Here is a 16,696-nt window from a genome sequence, read left to right as displayed (position 1 = left end):
ATAAGAATAGCGTAATGGACATATAGAGGAAAGAATGGGGCTGACACCAAATTCATTGGAGTTAGTCCGTTTTTTTTAGAAAAGTAATCTTAGAAGGTGAGAGGAATGGTACAAACGCTTGATGGATTAAAGCATGTCTTACAACCTTATGGCGTAGAACCCCATTTTGTTGAGAGCTACGGGAAGATTTCCAAAGTGTTTTCCAATAAAGGCACTCTGGCTGTTAAGCAGATCCCGGCCCAGACTGGAGTTGACTTTGTCCGGAATGTGCAACTATTGTTTCAAAGGGGATATAACCGCATTGTTCCGATCTACCCGACTTTGGATGGGCGTTATGCGGTGTGGAATGAAGGGGAGTTATACTATGTGATGCCCTGGCTGTTGAACCTGGAAAGGGAAGATCAATTTGAAAAGCATCAGAAAATGTTCCGGGAATTGGCAAGATTGCATACTCTTTCGTCTCAAGAAGTAAAGATTGATAAAGAAGAGAGAGAATCTCATTACGAGCAGTTGACATCCAGGTGGGATAAAGAACAACAGTTTCTCGATGAGTATGTTGAGGCATGTGAAAAAACAACGTATATGTCTCCTTTTCAATTGCATTTCTGCATGTATTACAAGGATGCCACTCAAGCGTTGAAATTTTCACGCAAGATGCTTGATGAGTGGTATGAAGAGACGAAGGAGCTGGAAAAGGTTAGGACCGTCATCACCCACGGAAAGGTTTCGACGGAGCACTTTCTATTCGATGAAAGAGGGTTGGGGTATTTCCATAACTTTGAGAACTCAAGGATGGCTTCTCCATTTCATGATCTCTTGCCGTTTTTGTCGAGAACGTTGAAAACCTATCCTAAGTATTACGAGGAATGTGTCGAGTGGCTTACCACTTATTTTCTGCATTTTACTGTACGTAATGAAGAGCGGCTCCTGTTCATGAGTTATTTAGCTTATCCAAGCTCTGTCATTGCAGTGGTGGAAAAGTATTTTCATACACCGAAGGATAAGCGGAATGAACGTAAATCCCTCAAAAAATTGCAACGACACTACTGGCTGCTGAAAAATACAGAATACGTTGTCATGCGTTTAGATGAAATGGAAAAAAAGAAACAGGAGCAGGCGGCTGAAGCAGAATAAAAAAAGGACTGGCGAAGTCCACATCTCGTCAGTCCATTAAATCCAATCGAAATAAATGGCAAGGCCTATACCGATAAACAGAGTTAAAAGAAGGACATCAAAAGTGGTTGGGAGCAAAATGGTCCGGACCCCTTGAAAGATCGTAAAGGGGATGATGAATTGCTTACATATTAACCGGGCGTTTCCCATCCATTTCTGCATGGTATATTGATTGATTTTTTTCATATTCTTCCACTCACTCTCCTGGGTATATTCACTACTTTATCTTATGAATACAGGATAGAATGGTGCCTGAGTAGGCGAAATGAATATTTTTATTAAAAATTGGCGATAATGATTGACGAAAGTTTATCTTTTCCTATACTATAATTAGTAAATAAATAATGCCTTAAAAGCAATGAACAGGAAGAGTACATTGGCCCTTACTTTCAGAGAGGAAAATCGTTTGGTGAGAGATTTTCTACGTTAAGACAATGGAAGGTCGCCTGGAGAGCTGTTTCTATGAATTTCAGTAGTAGAAGCCGGTTAAAAGCCGTTATAATCGTCGAGAGTTCAGGAGGTTTATTTCTCCTGAGAAAAAAGGTGGTACCGCGAATGGAATCCTTCGTCCTTTTCATAGGACGGGGGATTTTTTTATTTTTTTAGAAAAGTGTACTTATTCGCACTAATATAGGAGGAAAACAAATGGAAACTCAAGATCAGCAATTAGCAATGCCGACGAAATATGATCCGAATGCCATTGAGCAGGGACGCTACAAATGGTGGCTCGAAGGGAAGTACTTCGAAGCGACAAACGATAAGGAGAAAGAGCCTTACACCATCGTCATCCCTCCGCCGAACGTAACGGGGAAACTTCATCTTGGTCATGCTTGGGACACAACCCTGCAAGATATCCTGACCAGAATGAAGCGAATGCAGGGTTACGATGTATTATGGCTGCCAGGTATGGACCATGCAGGAATTGCAACACAAGCGAAAGTGGATGAAAAACTTCGTAATCAGGGTATTTCACGCTATGACTTGGGCCGTGAAAAGTTCGTAGAAGAAACGTGGAAGTGGAAAGAAGAATATGCCGAGCATATCCGTCAGCAATGGTCTAAAGTTGGATTAGGCTTAGATTATAGCCGAGAACGTTTCACGTTGGATGAAGGTTTATCGGAAGCTGTACAAAAGGTATTTGTCGACCTTTATAATAAAGGCCTGATTTACCGTGGTGAATACATCATCAACTGGGACCCGGCAACGAAAACCGCCCTTTCAGACATTGAGGTTATTCATCAGGATGTACAAGGCGCATTCTATCATATGAAATATCCGTTGGCTGATGGAAGTGGTCATATTGAAATTGCCACAACCCGCCCTGAAACCATGCTTGGTGATACGGCAGTTGCAGTACACCCGGAAGATGATCGCTACAAGCATCTAATCGGTAAAACAGTTACCCTTCCAATCGTGGGACGTGAAATTCCGATTGTAGGAGATGATTACGTTGATATGGAATTTGGTTCCGGAGCAGTGAAAATTACGCCTGCACACGATCCGAATGACTTCGAAATCGGTAATCGTCACAATTTAGAACGTATTCTTGTAATGAATGAAGATGGAACCATGAATGAAAAGGCGGATAAATACCAAGGGATGGATCGATTCCAATGTCGTAAGGAAATCGTGAAAGACCTTCAAGAAGCCGGCGTTCTGTTCAAGATTGAAGAGCATATGCATTCAGTTGGCCACTCAGAAAGAAGTGGAGCAGTCGTTGAGCCATATCTTTCTACTCAATGGTTCGTTAAAATGGATCCTCTGGCAGAAGAAGCGGTAAAACTTCAGCAGGATGAAAACAAGGTCAACTTTGTACCTGATCGCTTTGAAACGTCATACCTGCGCTGGATGGAAAACACGCGTGACTGGTGTATTTCCCGTCAGCTTTGGTGGGGACACCGCATCCCTGCCTGGTATCATAAAGAAACGGGCGAAATCTATGTAAACAATGAAGCACCGGAAGATATTGAAAACTGGACACAGGAAGAGGATGTACTGGATACATGGTTCAGTTCTGCTCTATGGCCGTTTTCAACAATGGGCTGGCCAGATCTGAATGCAGAGGACTTTAAACGGTACTACCCAACCAACACACTTGTGACGGGATATGACATTATCGGATTCTGGGTATCTCGCATGATCTTCCAGGGACTGGAGTTCACGGGAGAACGTCCATTTAAAGACGTACTGATTCACGGACTGGTTCGGGATGCAGATGGGCGTAAGATGAGTAAGTCATTAGGAAACGGTGTAGATCCAATGGATGTCATCGAAAAGTATGGAGCAGATTCCCTACGCTACTTCCTATCTACAGGCAGCTCACCGGGTCAGGATTTACGCTTCTCCTTTGAGAAAGTAGAATCTGTTTGGAACTTTGCGAATAAGATCTGGAACGCATCACGCTTCGCCCTTATGAATATGGACGGTATGACCTATGACGAAATTGATTTATCAGGTGAAAAATCTGTTGCTGACAAATGGATCCTTACCCGATTAAATGAAACGATTGAAACCGTAACACGTTTAGCGGATCGTTACGAGTTTGGTGAAGTTGGTCGTGTTCTTTACAACTTTATCTGGGATGACTTCTGTGATTGGTATATTGAAATGGCTAAATTGCCTTTATATGGCGAGGACGAAGCAGCTAAGAAAACGACCCGTTCGATTCTGGCTCATGTCCTGGACAACACAATGAGACTTCTACACCCATTCATGCCGTTTATTACCGAGGAAATATGGCAGAACTTGCCGCATCAAGGCGAATCCATTACGGTGGCTGCATGGCCGACGGTTCAAGAAGAACTTACAGACCAAGCGGCAGCAGAAGAGATGAAGCTGCTCGTTGATATCATTCGTGCTGTACGTAATGTCCGTGCTGAGGTTAACACGCCGATGAGCAAGCAAATCAACTTGATGCTAAAGGCGAAAGATGCACATACGCTAACAATCATCGAGAAGAACAAAGCGTATATCGAAAAATTCTGTAACCCGGAGAAGCTTGAAATGGGTACAAATCTAGATACACCGGAAAAAGCGATGACCGCAGTCGTTACAGGTGTGGACTTATTCCTTCCATTAGAAGGGCTGATCAACATCGAAGAGGAAATTGCCCGCCTGCAAAAAGAGTTGGAGAAATGGACGAAGGAAGTTTCCCGTGTTCAAGGTAAGCTGAACAATGAGAAATTTGTAAGCAAAGCCCCTCAGAAAGTAGTAGATGAGGAAAAAGCAAAAGAAAAAGATTATTTAGAGAAACAAGCGACTGTTAAAGCAAGAATAGAAGAGCTGAAGTCAGTTTAATTTTGCCGAGTGAATAGAGGTTAAGAAGAGGGCTTTAAAATCAGGTCTGATTGTTATGGGGAGATCCTCTTCAGCAATCAGATCCGATTAGAGCCCTTTTTCTAATGAAACCTAAAAGAGGGAGTGAATAATAATTGTTAACCTATGATAAAGCCGTTGAATGGATACACTCAAGACTCAGACTTGGAATCAAACCGGGTCTGGAGAGAATGCAGTGCTTGTTAGAGAAGCTTGGAAACCCTCATGAAAAGCTCAAAACCGTTCATATCGGGGGAACAAACGGTAAGGGATCTACTGTAACCTATTTGCGAAACATATTACAGGAAGCAGGGTATTCTGTAGGCACCTTTACTTCTCCATACTTTGAACGTTTTAATGAAAGAATCAGTATCAATGGAGATCCTGTTTCAGATGAGGACTTAACTTTTCTTGTGGAGAAAATAAAGCCCATTGCCGAGAGCATGGAACAATCAGAATGGGGAAGTCCTTCTGAATTCGAGGTCATTACAGCCATGAGCTTTTATTATTTTGCCGAAATGAAACCGGTCGATCTCGTCCTTTATGAGGTTGGACTTGGTGGAAGACTCGATTCAACGAATGTCATCACCCCGATGGTTTCAGTCATAACGAGTATCGGCCTTGATCATATGCAATTTTTAGGAAGCAGATTAGAAGACATCGCCTATGAGAAAGCCGGTATCATCAAGCGTTCCGTTCCTGTCATATCAGGGGTCCACCAAAAAGAAGCGGCGGATGTGATAAAAGGTAGAGCATTAGAAATGGATAGCGATCTATTTGAACTTGGAAAGGATTTCTCAGTGGAACGTCTTTCGATCCTTGAAAAAGGTGAAAAATTTTCCTATCATTCACCTTCTTTACATGAAACGTACGAGCTTGCGATGATAGGTACTCACCAAATGAACAATGCCGCACTTGCCATAAAGGTAATTGAGCTGCTTTCTGAAGAGCATGTCATAAATGTAGAAGGAACACACATAAATGCTGGATTGAAAAAGTCATCATGGCCGGGGAGGATGGAACTCCTTTCAGATAAACCTGAAATATACATCGATGGTGCTCATAACCCTGAAGGAATTAGCGCCTTGGTGAAAACCATACAGGATCGCTTTATGGAGAAGAGGGTGACGGTTCTATTTTCCGCATTGAATGACAAAGACTTACGGCCGATGATTTCTCATCTTGAAGAAGCAGTGGATGCGATCGGGTTCACGACCTTTGACTTTCCAAGAGTGGCATCAGCTGAAGAGCTTTACGGATTATCTTCCCATCCTGATAAGGTTAAAGTTTCTCGTTGGAAAGAGTTTCTTCAAGAGAAGATCCCGGGGCTGAAAGAAAATGAAGTACTGCTCATAACAGGTTCTTTGTATTTTCTATCTGAGGTAAAACCATATCTTCTGAATGAATTAAAAAATTACAGAAAAAAGTAAGTGACTTTATCGAACCGCTTTGATAAAATATTCATAAACTTGTGACTATTTAACTAGTATAGTATCATAGAACTATATTAAATCGAACGGAACCTTTGGAGGATAGACATGACATTATCAGTAAAAAAGAAGCTGTACATATTGCTGGCCTGGCTAGCCGTTGTACCTGCTGGATTATATTTTACTTATCGCTACTATCCTCCTGAAAATATTGCAGGAAATGAGCTGGAGCTTTTAACCTTAGTGGCTTTTGCCACCTTTATCCCACTCATGCCCATTGTGATAAATGGTGCCACCATTTTCTTCATCCAGTGGGTGACCCTCGTAGGGTTTATAAAGTATGGATTATTTATTGAGATCGTCCTCATGCAATTCTCTATTATCCCATTGCTTATCCGGCTCAGGCTGGCCAAAACCGATTGGCATAGAATTCCCTTGAATTCAGTGATGTTCTTTCTTGTTTCATTAGTGAGCGGCCTCATTTATTTTCTATTCGGTGGAGAAGTCGGATTAAAGGGTATCGGTCAATTACTATTTCCGATACTCAGTTATCAAATCGTTTCGATTATGATCAATCAAATTCTTCTTTTAATGTATCAACGCTATGTAGTGAACAATGATGTCCGTTTTTACAGCAAGGATTTCGTTTGGGACTTTACCGCAAATATGATCATGTTCCCTCTCTCATTATCTCTCTATTATTTAACGTTTGAACTGGGAGCCTTCGCTTCTCTATTGATCGGTATCCCTTTTGTGAGCTTATCGATCATTTTAAAGCTCTATAACTCTTCTGAAAAAATCAATGAATACCTTCAAAAAGCGGGTGAAATCGGTCACCAATTAACCGAAAGCCTGAAAGTAAAAGAAGTGCTTGATATATTCATCGAGAAGATCATCGAGACCCTCCCGGTTGAGTATGCATATATCCTTGATTGCCAGGAAGAGGAACTTGTCCTCTTGAGGCGTGTTGAAAATGGAGAAATGAAGTCGAATAACCTGCGTCCATTAAAGAAAAACCAGGGGATCAGCGGTGTAGTATGGGAAACCGGGAAGTCCGTGCTCTACACTTCACGATCTGAATGGACCGATATCGCTGAAGGGTATATGCCTGAGGGAGTGGAAAGTGTTTTGTGCGTACCCATTGTAAGAAGTCAAAAGGTACGAGGGATCCTTCTATTGGCCTCTTCCAAAAAGAAAGCCTATGAAAAGTATCAATTGATGATTGTCGATATTTTATGTTCCTATTTAGGCGTGGCAATCGCAAATGCAAGACACCATGAACGGACAAAGAAAAACAGTGAAAGATGTGCCCTGACAGGACTATACAATTACCGATATTTTGAAGATCTCCTGACGCTTGAATTCAATCATCTCGATGTTGGGAAAAGACAAAGTCTATCACTCATTATGCTCGACCTGGATCACTTCAAGGTGATTAACGATAACTATGGCCACCAGAGCGGGAATGAAATCCTGATTGAACTTGCCGAACGCCTTCGTACCCTTATCGATTCAAGAGGTACAGTTGCGAGATACGGAGGGGAGGAATTTGTCATCCTTCTTCCGGATGCGAAACGGGATGAAGCACTCCTGCTTGCTGAGAATGTCAGAGGTGCGATTGCCAATGAACCCTTCACTCTCCATGACAGCCTGGACGAATCCAACAAACGAATGATGGTCCGGATCACCGCAAGCATTGGAGTCTCAACCGCACCGGAAGATGCCGATGATACACTTGCTCTTATCCGCCATGCGGATCGGGCACTTTATACGGGTGCGAAGCAGGCTGGACGGAATCGGGTGGCTCAGTATGTGAAATGAATTCGGAAAACACCTTCCTACTTGTGGAGGTGTTTTTTTTGAACGAAAACTATGACTTTTATTCTATTTTTTTCTATTTGTAGCAAATAGTAGCTTTCCATTTACAACTGTATATACTAAAATAGTAGTAGTCGAATTTTGTTAATTTTCATCGAATTATACTTCTAAGTTCCTCCTTCAACAACGTTTAAATCAGTTTACATCCTTTCTTCAAAACATCTAAAAAACCTATAAGGAAAAAGAATAAAAGGGGCATCTGTGATGAGTAAAAGAACACCTTTTACAAAGCTATCCGTATTTTTAGTGTTGTGCAGCATAGGTTTATTCAGTTTTGCTCATCTGGGTGCTTTGGCCTATGATCGCTTCCTATCACCGGCTCAACCTGTTTCCGGCAGCGAGAACAAAGATGTTGCGGGTCCTTCTGATCAAAATCCAGAACACAAAAGTAAGAGCGAAGCTACCATTGAAACCATTTCAGAGATCAAAGTCGATGGTCTACCATTGACACCAGGGCTTCAGCAGTTTATTGATACGAACCCTGAGATTGAAATAAGAGGGGCCTCACCGTTCTCCTTACTGGAGTTTATTGAGGGGGAAGGATTCACTGGAGCAACTGACCAAGATCTTAGCACTCTCGCTTCATGTCTTTATGAGCTGATACTGCCGACAAACTTTGAGGTGATTGAGAGAAATCAGAGCAGGGAGCTTCCTGATGGTACTGAATTAGGGATGGAAGCTTATGTAAATGAAGAACAGGGTAAGGACTTTATTTTTTCAAATCCTAACAGTGGGTCTTATACGATCACCCTTCAGTGGCAAGGAGATCTGCTTTCCATCTCACTAAAGGGCGCAGAACTTCCGTATAGGGTGACGGTAGAGCGAAGGGACAAGCTGGTCTTTAAACCGAAAGTGATCAAGCAATACAGTCCATACTTACATACAGGTGAAGTAATGGTAACGAAAGAAGGCCGAAACGGAATGCAGGTTGAAGTATGGAGGAGCTTTCAGACAATGAAGGGTGAATTTCTCAAGGAAGAAAAGGTATCAGAAGACTTTTACCTTCCCGTTCATAAAGAAGAGTTACATAGTATGAAAGATTATGTGGCAGGGAAAGTGGTCGATGTTTCAGAGGTGGATGAAACGAGTTCTGAGGTTGAAGAGCATAAAACCCGGGACAGCTCAGTGCCTCAAGAAAGTCCATCTAATCAAGAGAAAGATGAACAGTCGGATTCACCTGACAATGCAAATTCCCCTTCAACGAAACAGAACTCCAATGCTTCTTCTTCTGAAGAGGATCTTCCTTTGCCCGATATGAAATAAGAAAATGACAGTTAGGTGGAATGGCATGGCACAAGAGCGGAAACGTTTAGGCGATTTATTAGTTGAATCAGGTTTGTTAACAGAAGAAAAGCTTCAAACGGCTCTCAAAGAAAAGGGGATCGATCAGAAGCTGGGAGATGCGATTTTACAAAAAGGATACATTACAGAACAGCAGCTGATTGAAGTGCTGGAGTTTCAATTAGGCATTCCTCATGTCAGCTTATTTCGATACCCGTTTGATCCCAAGCTGTTTCATTTGATTCCAAAAGAAGTGGCAAAACGGAATTTAATCATCCCACTTAAAAAAGAGGGAGATAAGCTGTTTGTAGCCATGGCTGATCCAATGGATTTCTACACGACCGAGGATCTGCGATTATCCACTGGCTTTTATATTGAGACGTCCATCGCAACAAAGGACGATATCCTTCGGTCAATCAGTAAGTATTACGATATGGATGAAAGCTTTGAAGAGTTAAAAGGGGTGGGGAATGAGCGTCATCCATTAGAGGATGAAGCACTGACAGATCAGGACTCTCCCATCGCCAAACTTGTCAATCAATTGTTATCCAATGCCATGACGCAAAAGGCGAGCGATATCCATATCGATCCTCAGGAAACAAAAGTACATATTCGCTATCGGGTGGACGGCATTTTGCGGACTGATCGCTCTCTCCCTAAGCATATGCAAAGCATGCTGACGGCCCGCATCAAAATCATGTCTCAATTGGATATCACGGAGCACAGGGTACCTCAGGATGGAAGGATCAAAACGAACATCGATTTTCGTCCGATTGATTTAAGGGTCTCGACCCTGCCGACGGTATATGGAGAAAAAATTGTCCTTCGTATACTGGACCTGAGTTCATCGTTAAATGACCTGGGGCAACTCGGCTTCAACAGTTTAAACCTTAAACGATTTCAAGATTTGATTGATCGCCCGACCGGGATCGTCCTTATAACGGGCCCTACTGGTTCAGGTAAATCTTCTACTTTGTATGCAGCCTTGAACAAGCTGAATAGTGAAGAGGTCAATATTATTACGGTTGAGGATCCAGTTGAATATCAATTGGAAGGGGTTAACCAAATTCAGGTGAACACCAATGTCGGCCTTACTTTTGCTACAGGTCTCCGGTCCATCCTAAGGCAGGACCCCAACATTATCATGGTAGGGGAAATCCGTGATAGAGAGACGGCTGAAGTAGCGATACGAGCTTCACTGACGGGACACTTAGTTCTCAGTACGATCCATACGAATGATTCCTTAAGCACGGTAACACGCCTTATAGATATGGGGGTCGAGCCCTTTTTGGTTGCGACTTCTGTAAGCGGCATTGTCGCTCAACGTCTTGTTCGAAAAGTGTGTCGGGATTGTGCACAAGAAGAAATCCCTACAGTGAGGGAGAAAGAAATCTTTGGTCGCAGAGGAATGACAATCGAAAAGGTCATTCGTGGCAGAGGATGTGCCTCGTGCAATATGACAGGCTATAAAGGAAGAATGGCCATTCATGAAGTACTGGTCGTAAACGATGAAATGAAGAGAATCATCATGAATAATGAATCCCTTTCCACATTAAGGGAAGTTGCCAATAATCACAAAACCATTTTTCTTTTGGATGATGGATTGTTTAAGGTGAAGCAGGGATTGACCACGACAGAGGAAATACTGCGTGTAGCAATAGAGTAAAGAAGGTGTATGACTTGAAGGAACGGATAGATCATCTATTACGGGAGGCATTTGAATCAAAGGCCTCTGATATTCATTTAACGATAGGATCAGCCCCTGTTTTCCGAATTCATGGAGACTTAAAGAGATATGGGCAGGATGTGCTGAAGCCGGAAGATACAGAGCAAATGGCAAAAACCATTGTTCCCGAGCATTTATGGACGGAATTCAAGGAACGGGGGGAAATGGACTTTTCTTATGCCCTCCCAGGTGTCTCACGGTTCCGTGTGAATGCCTATTTTCAACGTTCTTGTATTTCGATTGCATTACGTGTTGTGCCCAGAAATATTCCGACCCTGGAAGAACTAAAGCTCCCCCCTGTGATAATGAAGATAGCAGAAAAGCATCAAGGGTTGGTGTTGGTGACGGGCCCGACCGGAAGCGGAAAATCGACGACGCTTGCTTCGATGATTCATTATATGAATCAGACGATGAGAAAGCATATCATTACGCTTGAGGATCCGATAGAGTACTTACATAAGCACGGTTCTTCCATTATTGATCAACGGGAAGTCGGGTTTGACACAAAGTCCTTTGCATACGGATTGCGAAGTGCATTGAGGCAGGATCCCGATGTCATTCTGGTAGGAGAAATGCGCGATCTGGAAACCATTCAAACAGCCATTACAGCAGCTGAAACCGGTCATTTAGTCCTGGGGACGCTGCATACGTCCAGTGCCGTTTCGACAATCGAACGGATTATAGATGTATTCCCGGCTGAACAGCAATCCCAGGTCCGGGTTCAGCTTGCAACGGTTCTGCAGGGAGTGATTGCTCAGCGCCTCCTGCCTACAGTTGATAAAAAAGGCAGGATTGCTGTCTCGGAAATCCTCCTGAATAATTCAGCGGTTGCGAATCTTATCCGGTCTGAAAAGATTCATCAAATTCCCACCATCATGCAAACTTCTAAAGCGCAGGGAATGGAGCTCTTTGAATCGAATGTCAGCAGATATCTACACGCCGGTATGATTTCGAAAGAAGTGGCCTCTCCATTTCTTCAGGAGAACCGTTAAAGATGGGCAGATTTAAGTATGAAGGACGAGATAAAAAAGGGAAGAAAAAAGGCCAGGTCACGGCTGCTACCAAAAAAGAGGCAATGCTCCGGCTGAAGAATCAAGGCATCCGCATTATTTCAGTGGAGGAAATTCCAGAGACACTTTTAACGAAAGAAATTACTTTGGGAAACCCTGTCAAGCTTCAACATATGGTGATTTTTCTCAGGCAATTCTCTACTCTATTGAAAGCGGGAGTCACAGTCGTGGACGCGACCCGCATTCTAAGCAGTCAAACAGATAGTAAAGCCTTAACGAAAATACTTATAGACGTTGAAATAGAATTGAAAGAGGGACATCCCCTTTCAGATGCATTCGGCAAGCATAAGAAAGTGTTTGAGCCCCTCTTCATCAATATGCTGAAAGCGGGGGAAGCAACGGGGAGTCTGGATGAAACCCTGGAAAGACTTGGAGATCACTACGAAAAGCAGCATGGAACCCGGCAAAAAGTGATCGCGGCCCTTTCTTATCCTGCAGTTGTTGGCGTGATCGCCATTGGGGTTGTCATCTTCTTACTAGCAGCTGTCGTGCCGACTTTCGTGGATATGTTTGACGATTTCGGGGGAGAATTACCGTTAATCACGAGATTCGTCCTCGGTGCCAGTGAAACAGTGCAGCGTTTTTGGTACCTTCTTTTATTCCTTGTCATTCTCATGATCACAGGCATTGCAGTGGTAAGACAGAGAAAAGAGTCGAAATACTATTTGGATTACTTCTTACTGCGTATCCCACTATTCGGTAAACTACTCCAAAAAGCGGTTTTAGCCCGAATGACAAGGACATTGAGTTCCTTATTCTCAAGCTCGGTTCCCATCCTTCAGTCGTTGGCTATCGTCGAACGGGTAGTGGAAAATGAAGTCATTGCGGCAGTTCTCAAAGAATCGAGAGAATCACTTGAAAAAGGCGGAACGTTAACGGAACCCATGAAAAAACACTGGGCCTTTCCGCCCCTGGTCTCACAAATGATTTCCATCGGAGAAGAAACAGGATCACTTGATAGCATGCTTTCCAAGGTGGCGGATTTCTATGAGAAAGAAGTCGAAAACTCTACAGATCAACTTAAAGCATTAATAGAGCCACTCATGATCGTTCTATTGGCGGGACTGGTCGGGACGATTGTAACGGCCATCATGATCCCAATGTTTGAAATATTTAACAATGTGCAGAATTTCTAGCAATTATGATAAATATTTACATATTTAGACTTATATTTTATTTTCTGTGTTGTATAATATAGGTAGATTAAAAGAGTACTAAAGTACTACAAAAGGTTATGGGGAGGAAATGAAGAAATGTTGAAGAAAATGAGAAAAATGTTGAAGAATGAGAGAGGTTTGACACTGGTTGAGCTTCTTGCTGTCATTGTTATTCTTGGTATTATTGCGGCGATTGCTGTGCCGAGTATTGGTTCTATTATTAATAAGAGTAAGGACGATGCAGTTGTAGCTGAGGCTATTCAAATAATTAGTGCCGCTAAACTGGCACATGCTTCGGATTCTGAAGCTAAATCTTGGGACGAAGTGTCTTTAAGTAGTTATTTATCAAATGTAGACGATGCTGAATTCGATGTGGTTTATGAAAACAACGTATACAAAATTAAGGGACACCCTGCACAAAGTATAGTTACGGGGGCGGTAGCTACTGAATTAACAGAAAAAGAATTAACTGAAGCCGCTAAATAGTATGATTGCAATTATCATCACCATCTACGCACTCCTCCTAGGCTCCTTCTACAACGTAGTAGGCCTGCGGGTGCCGTTAAAGAAATCCATTGTAAAGCCAAGGTCGAGCTGTCCGTATTGCAGTCATCAACTGACTGCCCTCGAGCTGCTTCCTGTCTTTTCTTATCTCATTCAAAAGGGGAAATGCCGCCGGTGTCAAGGGCGCATTTCTCCTTTATATCCGTTTATGGAAGCATTGAATGCCAGTCTATTTGTCCTCGCGTATCTTGAGTTTGGATTCGTATGGGAGCTGCTTGTCGCATGGACGCTCATTTCATTGTTCGTCATCATTACCGTTTCTGATTTGAAATACATGGTCATTCCGGATAAAGTACTACTATTTTTTGCGGGGATTTTTTTGTTGGAACGTCTGTTTATTCCGTTGACCCCGTGGTGGGATAGTCTGGTCGGTGCCGCTGTTGGATTCGGGCTCCTTCTTCTGATCGCCATCGTCAGTAAAGGCGGCATGGGTGGAGGCGATATCAAGTTATATGGAGTCATCGGCTTCGTTGTCGGATTGAAGGTCATGATCCTGTCCTTCATGCTGGCAACCTTCTTTGGAGCGATCTTTGGCTTGGTTGCACTGGCATTCAAGGTCATTGAGAAAGGTAAACCGATTCCCTTCGGTCCGTTTATCGCTTTAGGGACCATCCTTGCTTATTTGTATTACGATGCCATCCTATCCGCATATCTATCGTTTTTCTATTAATGTAAAGAAAGGGTTCATTCCATGGGTTTATTATCGTTTCTCTCTAGCAGCAAAAAAACATCCAATATCGTGTTCACAGACAATTTCATCCGCTTTCTAGAGTTGAAGCAGACTTCGCCACTAGTTGTTCAGGCATGTGGGGAACGCTCCCTTCCGGACGGAGTCATTAAAGGTGGAAGGATCATGGATGAACAAACTCTATCATTTATATTGGAAGAATGTGTAGAGGAGTGGGGAATTAAAGGAAGATCGATGCGATTTGTCGCACCTGATCCGTTTGTCGTGTTAAGAAAAGTGAGGATTCCCCTTGATCTGAAAGAAGATGAAATAGAGGGATACTTGTTTTTAGAAATTGGTACTAGCATTCATTTGCCTTTTGAAGATCCCGTTTTTGACTATGCTTTGTTAGATGAAGTGGAAGATGGTAGAGAGGTCCTTTTAATCGCATCCCATCAGGAAGTGGTGGATAGCTACAAAGATGTGCTGGAGGATGCGAAATTAAAGCCCATTGTTGCAGACATTTCACCCCTCTCTCTTTACAGGTTATCAGTAGAGCAAAGATCCGTTTCACCACATGAGCATACAATGTTCCTGCATTTTGATGAGAGATTATTAACCATCTCCATTTTCCGACAGCATAAACCGATCTTTACTAGACCGATTGTGTTAGAGCAGGAAAATAAGAACGTATTGATTGAAGAGCATCTCGCTTGGAGAAATGTCGAAGATGCGTTCAGTGAAATAGAGAAAGTGATGAACTTTTATCAGTATTCACTCCACAAAGGAGATTTCTCTGTTGAACGGGCTCTCATTAGTGGTGATCATCCGAATATACGTCAGATTGAAATGTATATAAAGGAAAGACTTAGTATCCCCGTCGGCTTTCAACGTCTGGAAGGGATCCACACTGTGGATGGCGGGAAGATATCCGATAAGTTTGCCATAGCTTTGGGTCTGGCGCTAAAAGAGGTGCAATATGTTGAATCTCATTGATATTAACCTATTGCCGGAAAAAGAAAAGAAGAGTGCTGTGTTTGTATCCAGTATCGCTATCATTCTTTTAGTATTTTTTGTTGTATGTCTCTTCTTCTTTTTCTCCCTTCGAAGCGTTCAATCGGAAACGGAAAGAACGATTGAAGGTATCTCACAAACGAAAAAAATCATTGAAGTACAACAAACGAAATTGCTTGATTCAGAGTCTTCCCAAGGAGCAAGGGAGCTTAAGGAAACAATTGAATGGATGACAAACTATCCAATCGAGACAGTTCCTGTACTCAACGAGCTGATCTCGTTACTGCCTCCCCGGGGATTCATTCAGACCTTTGAATATAGTGAAAGACAATCAATTAATGCTTCCATACAATTTGATTCATCCCGGGAAGCAGCCTATTATCTGCATCATTTAAAAGGTGTAGAGTGGATTAAAGAAGCAGAAATCCTTGAGATCACGACAAACAATATGACCGGTGAAGATATGGACTGGGATGAAAGTGGAGTGGTCCCCAGGTATCTGGCTGATTTTTCAATTTCCCTTGATTCTGTAAAACTTCAACAGTCAGATGACACCTCCTTAGAAGAGGAGGTCGAGGAATGATGTCAGCAGTGAACAAAAAAGAAAGACTGCTTTTAATAGGAATTACGTTAGCGTGCCTATTTACCTTGTTTCTCTTCTATTTCTTTGTCTATTCTCCCCCAAAAGACAGGCTGAGGATCAAACATGAGGAACTGAAAACAGAACAAAAGATTTTAGCAGCAATTGAAACCAAGACATCTCAAATTGAAAACCATTCATACAGGGATACTAAAAGTCTGCAAGGGCAAATTCCCGTCGATCCGCTAACAGAACAGCTCATCCTTCAGTTTGAAAAAGTAGAGGTCCTGTCTCAAAGTACGATTCAATCTATGAGCTTCGCGAAGGAAGATTTCCTGTTTTCCAGTGAAGAAAATGAAGATCCCGCCTTGGGAAATGGAGGAGAACCTTCAGATGAGAAAGTGATGGAAAAGGACACTTCTTCTGTAAAGAGATTACAAATCACCATGACGGTTGAATCAGAAAACTATTTTGCAATGGAGAAGTTCATTGGTGAACTGGAAAATCTTGAACGAATTGTAGAAATCAATCAACTTGTGTTTGAGGGAAGGGAAGAAATGAGTCCTGTCCAGGATGGCAGGGAGCCCGAACCTCTAACCTATCAACTAGTGGTCTCTGCTTTTTATTTACCGGAGCTTACAGATTTGCAAGACAGTGTGCCGTCCATTGACAGTCCGCCCCCTTCAATGAAGAAGAATCCTTTTATTCAATATACGAATCCTGCCGAAGAAGGATCCATTACAACGAGTGACGGTGACGCTGAAAACTGAAAAATTTGACGAAAACCTATTAGGACAAGACGACAAAAGTCTTGTTCTTTTTTCTATTGTTTGTGATAGCA

At 42.5% G+C, this 16,696-nt stretch carries 14 protein-coding genes and 1 other annotated feature; of the genes, 13 read left to right on the top strand and 1 reads right to left on the bottom strand.

The features are described from left to right. The first annotated feature begins 105 nt into the window (after nucleotides 1–105). Nucleotides 106–1,134: a spore coat protein YsxE gene (gene ysxE, locus Q1B03_RS04900; RefSeq protein WP_299738799.1), complete on the top strand. Its 1,029-nt coding sequence runs from the start codon at nucleotides 106–108 to the stop codon at nucleotides 1,132–1,134. A 36-nt stretch (nucleotides 1,135–1,170) separates the two neighbouring features. On the opposite strand, the gene Q1B03_RS04895 is transcribed toward ysxE, so the two are convergent. Beyond that, complete coding sequence (locus Q1B03_RS04895; protein ID WP_044339496.1) at nucleotides 1,171–1,359, bottom strand: hypothetical protein; 189 nt, start codon at nucleotides 1,357–1,359, stop codon at nucleotides 1,171–1,173. 163 nt (nucleotides 1,360–1,522) lie between these two features. Continuing rightward, nucleotides 1,523–1,749: a binding site (T-box leader), on the top strand. A gap of 69 nt (nucleotides 1,750–1,818) precedes the next feature. Here Q1B03_RS04895 and Q1B03_RS04890 point away from each other — a divergent pair. The 12 genes from Q1B03_RS04890 (at nucleotide 1,819) to Q1B03_RS04835 (ending at nucleotide 16,625) form a co-directional block, all read left to right on the top strand. Then, nucleotides 1,819–4,470 carry a valine--tRNA ligase gene (locus Q1B03_RS04890; RefSeq protein ID WP_299738796.1) on the top strand — a complete coding sequence of 884 codons (2,652 nt, stop codon included), beginning with the start codon at nucleotides 1,819–1,821 and terminating at the stop codon, nucleotides 4,468–4,470. 134 nt (nucleotides 4,471–4,604) lie between these two features. Beyond that, nucleotides 4,605–5,918 carry a folylpolyglutamate synthase/dihydrofolate synthase family protein gene (locus tag Q1B03_RS04885; RefSeq protein ID WP_299738794.1) on the top strand — a complete coding sequence of 438 codons (1,314 nt, stop codon included), beginning with the start codon at nucleotides 4,605–4,607 and terminating at the stop codon, nucleotides 5,916–5,918. A gap of 108 nt (nucleotides 5,919–6,026) precedes the next feature. Further along, a complete protein-coding gene (locus Q1B03_RS04880) occupies nucleotides 6,027–7,739 on the top strand; it encodes a sensor domain-containing diguanylate cyclase (protein WP_299738792.1) in 1,713 nt (570 codons plus the stop codon). Between the two features lie 261 nt (nucleotides 7,740–8,000). Continuing rightward, entirely contained in the window at nucleotides 8,001–9,059 is a 1,059-nt protein-coding gene (locus Q1B03_RS04875) for a VanW family protein (protein WP_299738790.1), read from the top strand. Nucleotides 9,060–9,084: 25 nt separating this feature from the next. Further along, nucleotides 9,085–10,743: a GspE/PulE family protein gene (locus tag Q1B03_RS04870; RefSeq protein WP_299738788.1), complete on the top strand. Its 1,659-nt coding sequence runs from the start codon at nucleotides 9,085–9,087 to the stop codon at nucleotides 10,741–10,743. A 14-nt stretch (nucleotides 10,744–10,757) separates the two neighbouring features. Then, nucleotides 10,758–11,795: a type IV pilus twitching motility protein PilT gene (locus Q1B03_RS04865; RefSeq protein WP_299738786.1), complete on the top strand. Its 1,038-nt coding sequence runs from the start codon at nucleotides 10,758–10,760 to the stop codon at nucleotides 11,793–11,795. A gap of 2 nt (nucleotides 11,796–11,797) precedes the next feature. Continuing rightward, on the top strand, nucleotides 11,798–13,009 hold the full coding sequence (locus Q1B03_RS04860; protein ID WP_299738784.1) for a type II secretion system F family protein: 1,212 nt from the start codon (nucleotides 11,798–11,800) through the stop codon (nucleotides 13,007–13,009). Nucleotides 13,010–13,126: 117 nt separating this feature from the next. After that, nucleotides 13,127–13,516 (top strand): type II secretion system protein, encoded by a 390-nt coding sequence (locus Q1B03_RS04855; protein ID WP_299738781.1) that lies wholly within the window; start codon nucleotides 13,127–13,129, stop codon nucleotides 13,514–13,516. A 1-nt stretch (nucleotide 13,517) separates the two neighbouring features. After that, entirely contained in the window at nucleotides 13,518–14,264 is a 747-nt protein-coding gene (locus tag Q1B03_RS04850; RefSeq protein WP_299738779.1) for an A24 family peptidase, read from the top strand. 21 nt (nucleotides 14,265–14,285) lie between these two features. After that, entirely contained in the window at nucleotides 14,286–15,257 is a 972-nt protein-coding gene (gene pilM, locus Q1B03_RS04845) for a type IV pilus biogenesis protein PilM (RefSeq protein WP_299738777.1), read from the top strand. Then, a complete protein-coding gene (locus Q1B03_RS04840) occupies nucleotides 15,241–15,858 on the top strand; it encodes a hypothetical protein (protein ID WP_299738776.1) in 618 nt (205 codons plus the stop codon). The genes pilM and Q1B03_RS04840 overlap by 17 nt, the downstream gene beginning before the upstream one ends. Continuing rightward, nucleotides 15,855–16,625: a hypothetical protein gene (locus Q1B03_RS04835; protein WP_299738775.1), complete on the top strand. Its 771-nt coding sequence runs from the start codon at nucleotides 15,855–15,857 to the stop codon at nucleotides 16,623–16,625. Before Q1B03_RS04840 ends, Q1B03_RS04835 begins: the two co-directional genes overlap by 4 nt. Nucleotides 16,626–16,696: the final 71 nt, after the last annotated feature.

The organism is uncultured Rossellomorea sp. (genome assembly GCF_947488365.1).
GTDB lineage: Bacteria > Bacillota > Bacilli > Bacillales > Bacillaceae_B > Rossellomorea.
The sequence above is the reverse complement of the archived record's forward strand: the minus strand, read 5'-3'. Positions and strand labels throughout refer to the sequence as shown.

Bases quoted from the DNA above. Each gene is read 5' to 3' on its own strand.
- Q1B03_RS04840 (WP_299738776.1), top strand. From the start codon at position 15,241: ATGTTGAATCTCATTGATATTAACCTATTGCCGGAAAAAGAAAAGAAG.
- Q1B03_RS04850 (WP_299738779.1), top strand. From the start codon at position 13,518: ATGATTGCAATTATCATCACCATCTACGCACTCCTCCTAGGCTCCTTC.
- Q1B03_RS04855 (WP_299738781.1), top strand. From the start codon at position 13,127: ATGTTGAAGAAAATGAGAAAAATGTTGAAGAATGAGAGAGGTTTGACA.
- Q1B03_RS04870 (WP_299738788.1), top strand. From the start codon at position 9,085: ATGGCACAAGAGCGGAAACGTTTAGGCGATTTATTAGTTGAATCAGGT.
- Q1B03_RS04895 (WP_044339496.1), bottom strand. From the start codon at position 1,359: ATGAAAAAAATCAATCAATATACCATGCAGAAATGGATGGGAAACGCC.
- ysxE (WP_299738799.1), top strand. From the start codon at position 106: ATGGTACAAACGCTTGATGGATTAAAGCATGTCTTACAACCTTATGGC.
- Q1B03_RS04875 (WP_299738790.1), top strand. From the start codon at position 8,001: ATGAGTAAAAGAACACCTTTTACAAAGCTATCCGTATTTTTAGTGTTG.
- Q1B03_RS04860 (WP_299738784.1), top strand. From the start codon at position 11,798: ATGGGCAGATTTAAGTATGAAGGACGAGATAAAAAAGGGAAGAAAAAA.
- pilM (WP_299738777.1), top strand. From the start codon at position 14,286: ATGGGTTTATTATCGTTTCTCTCTAGCAGCAAAAAAACATCCAATATC.
- Q1B03_RS04890 (WP_299738796.1), top strand. From the start codon at position 1,819: ATGGAAACTCAAGATCAGCAATTAGCAATGCCGACGAAATATGATCCG.
- Q1B03_RS04835 (WP_299738775.1), top strand. From the start codon at position 15,855: ATGATGTCAGCAGTGAACAAAAAAGAAAGACTGCTTTTAATAGGAATT.
- Q1B03_RS04880 (WP_299738792.1), top strand. From the start codon at position 6,027: ATGACATTATCAGTAAAAAAGAAGCTGTACATATTGCTGGCCTGGCTA.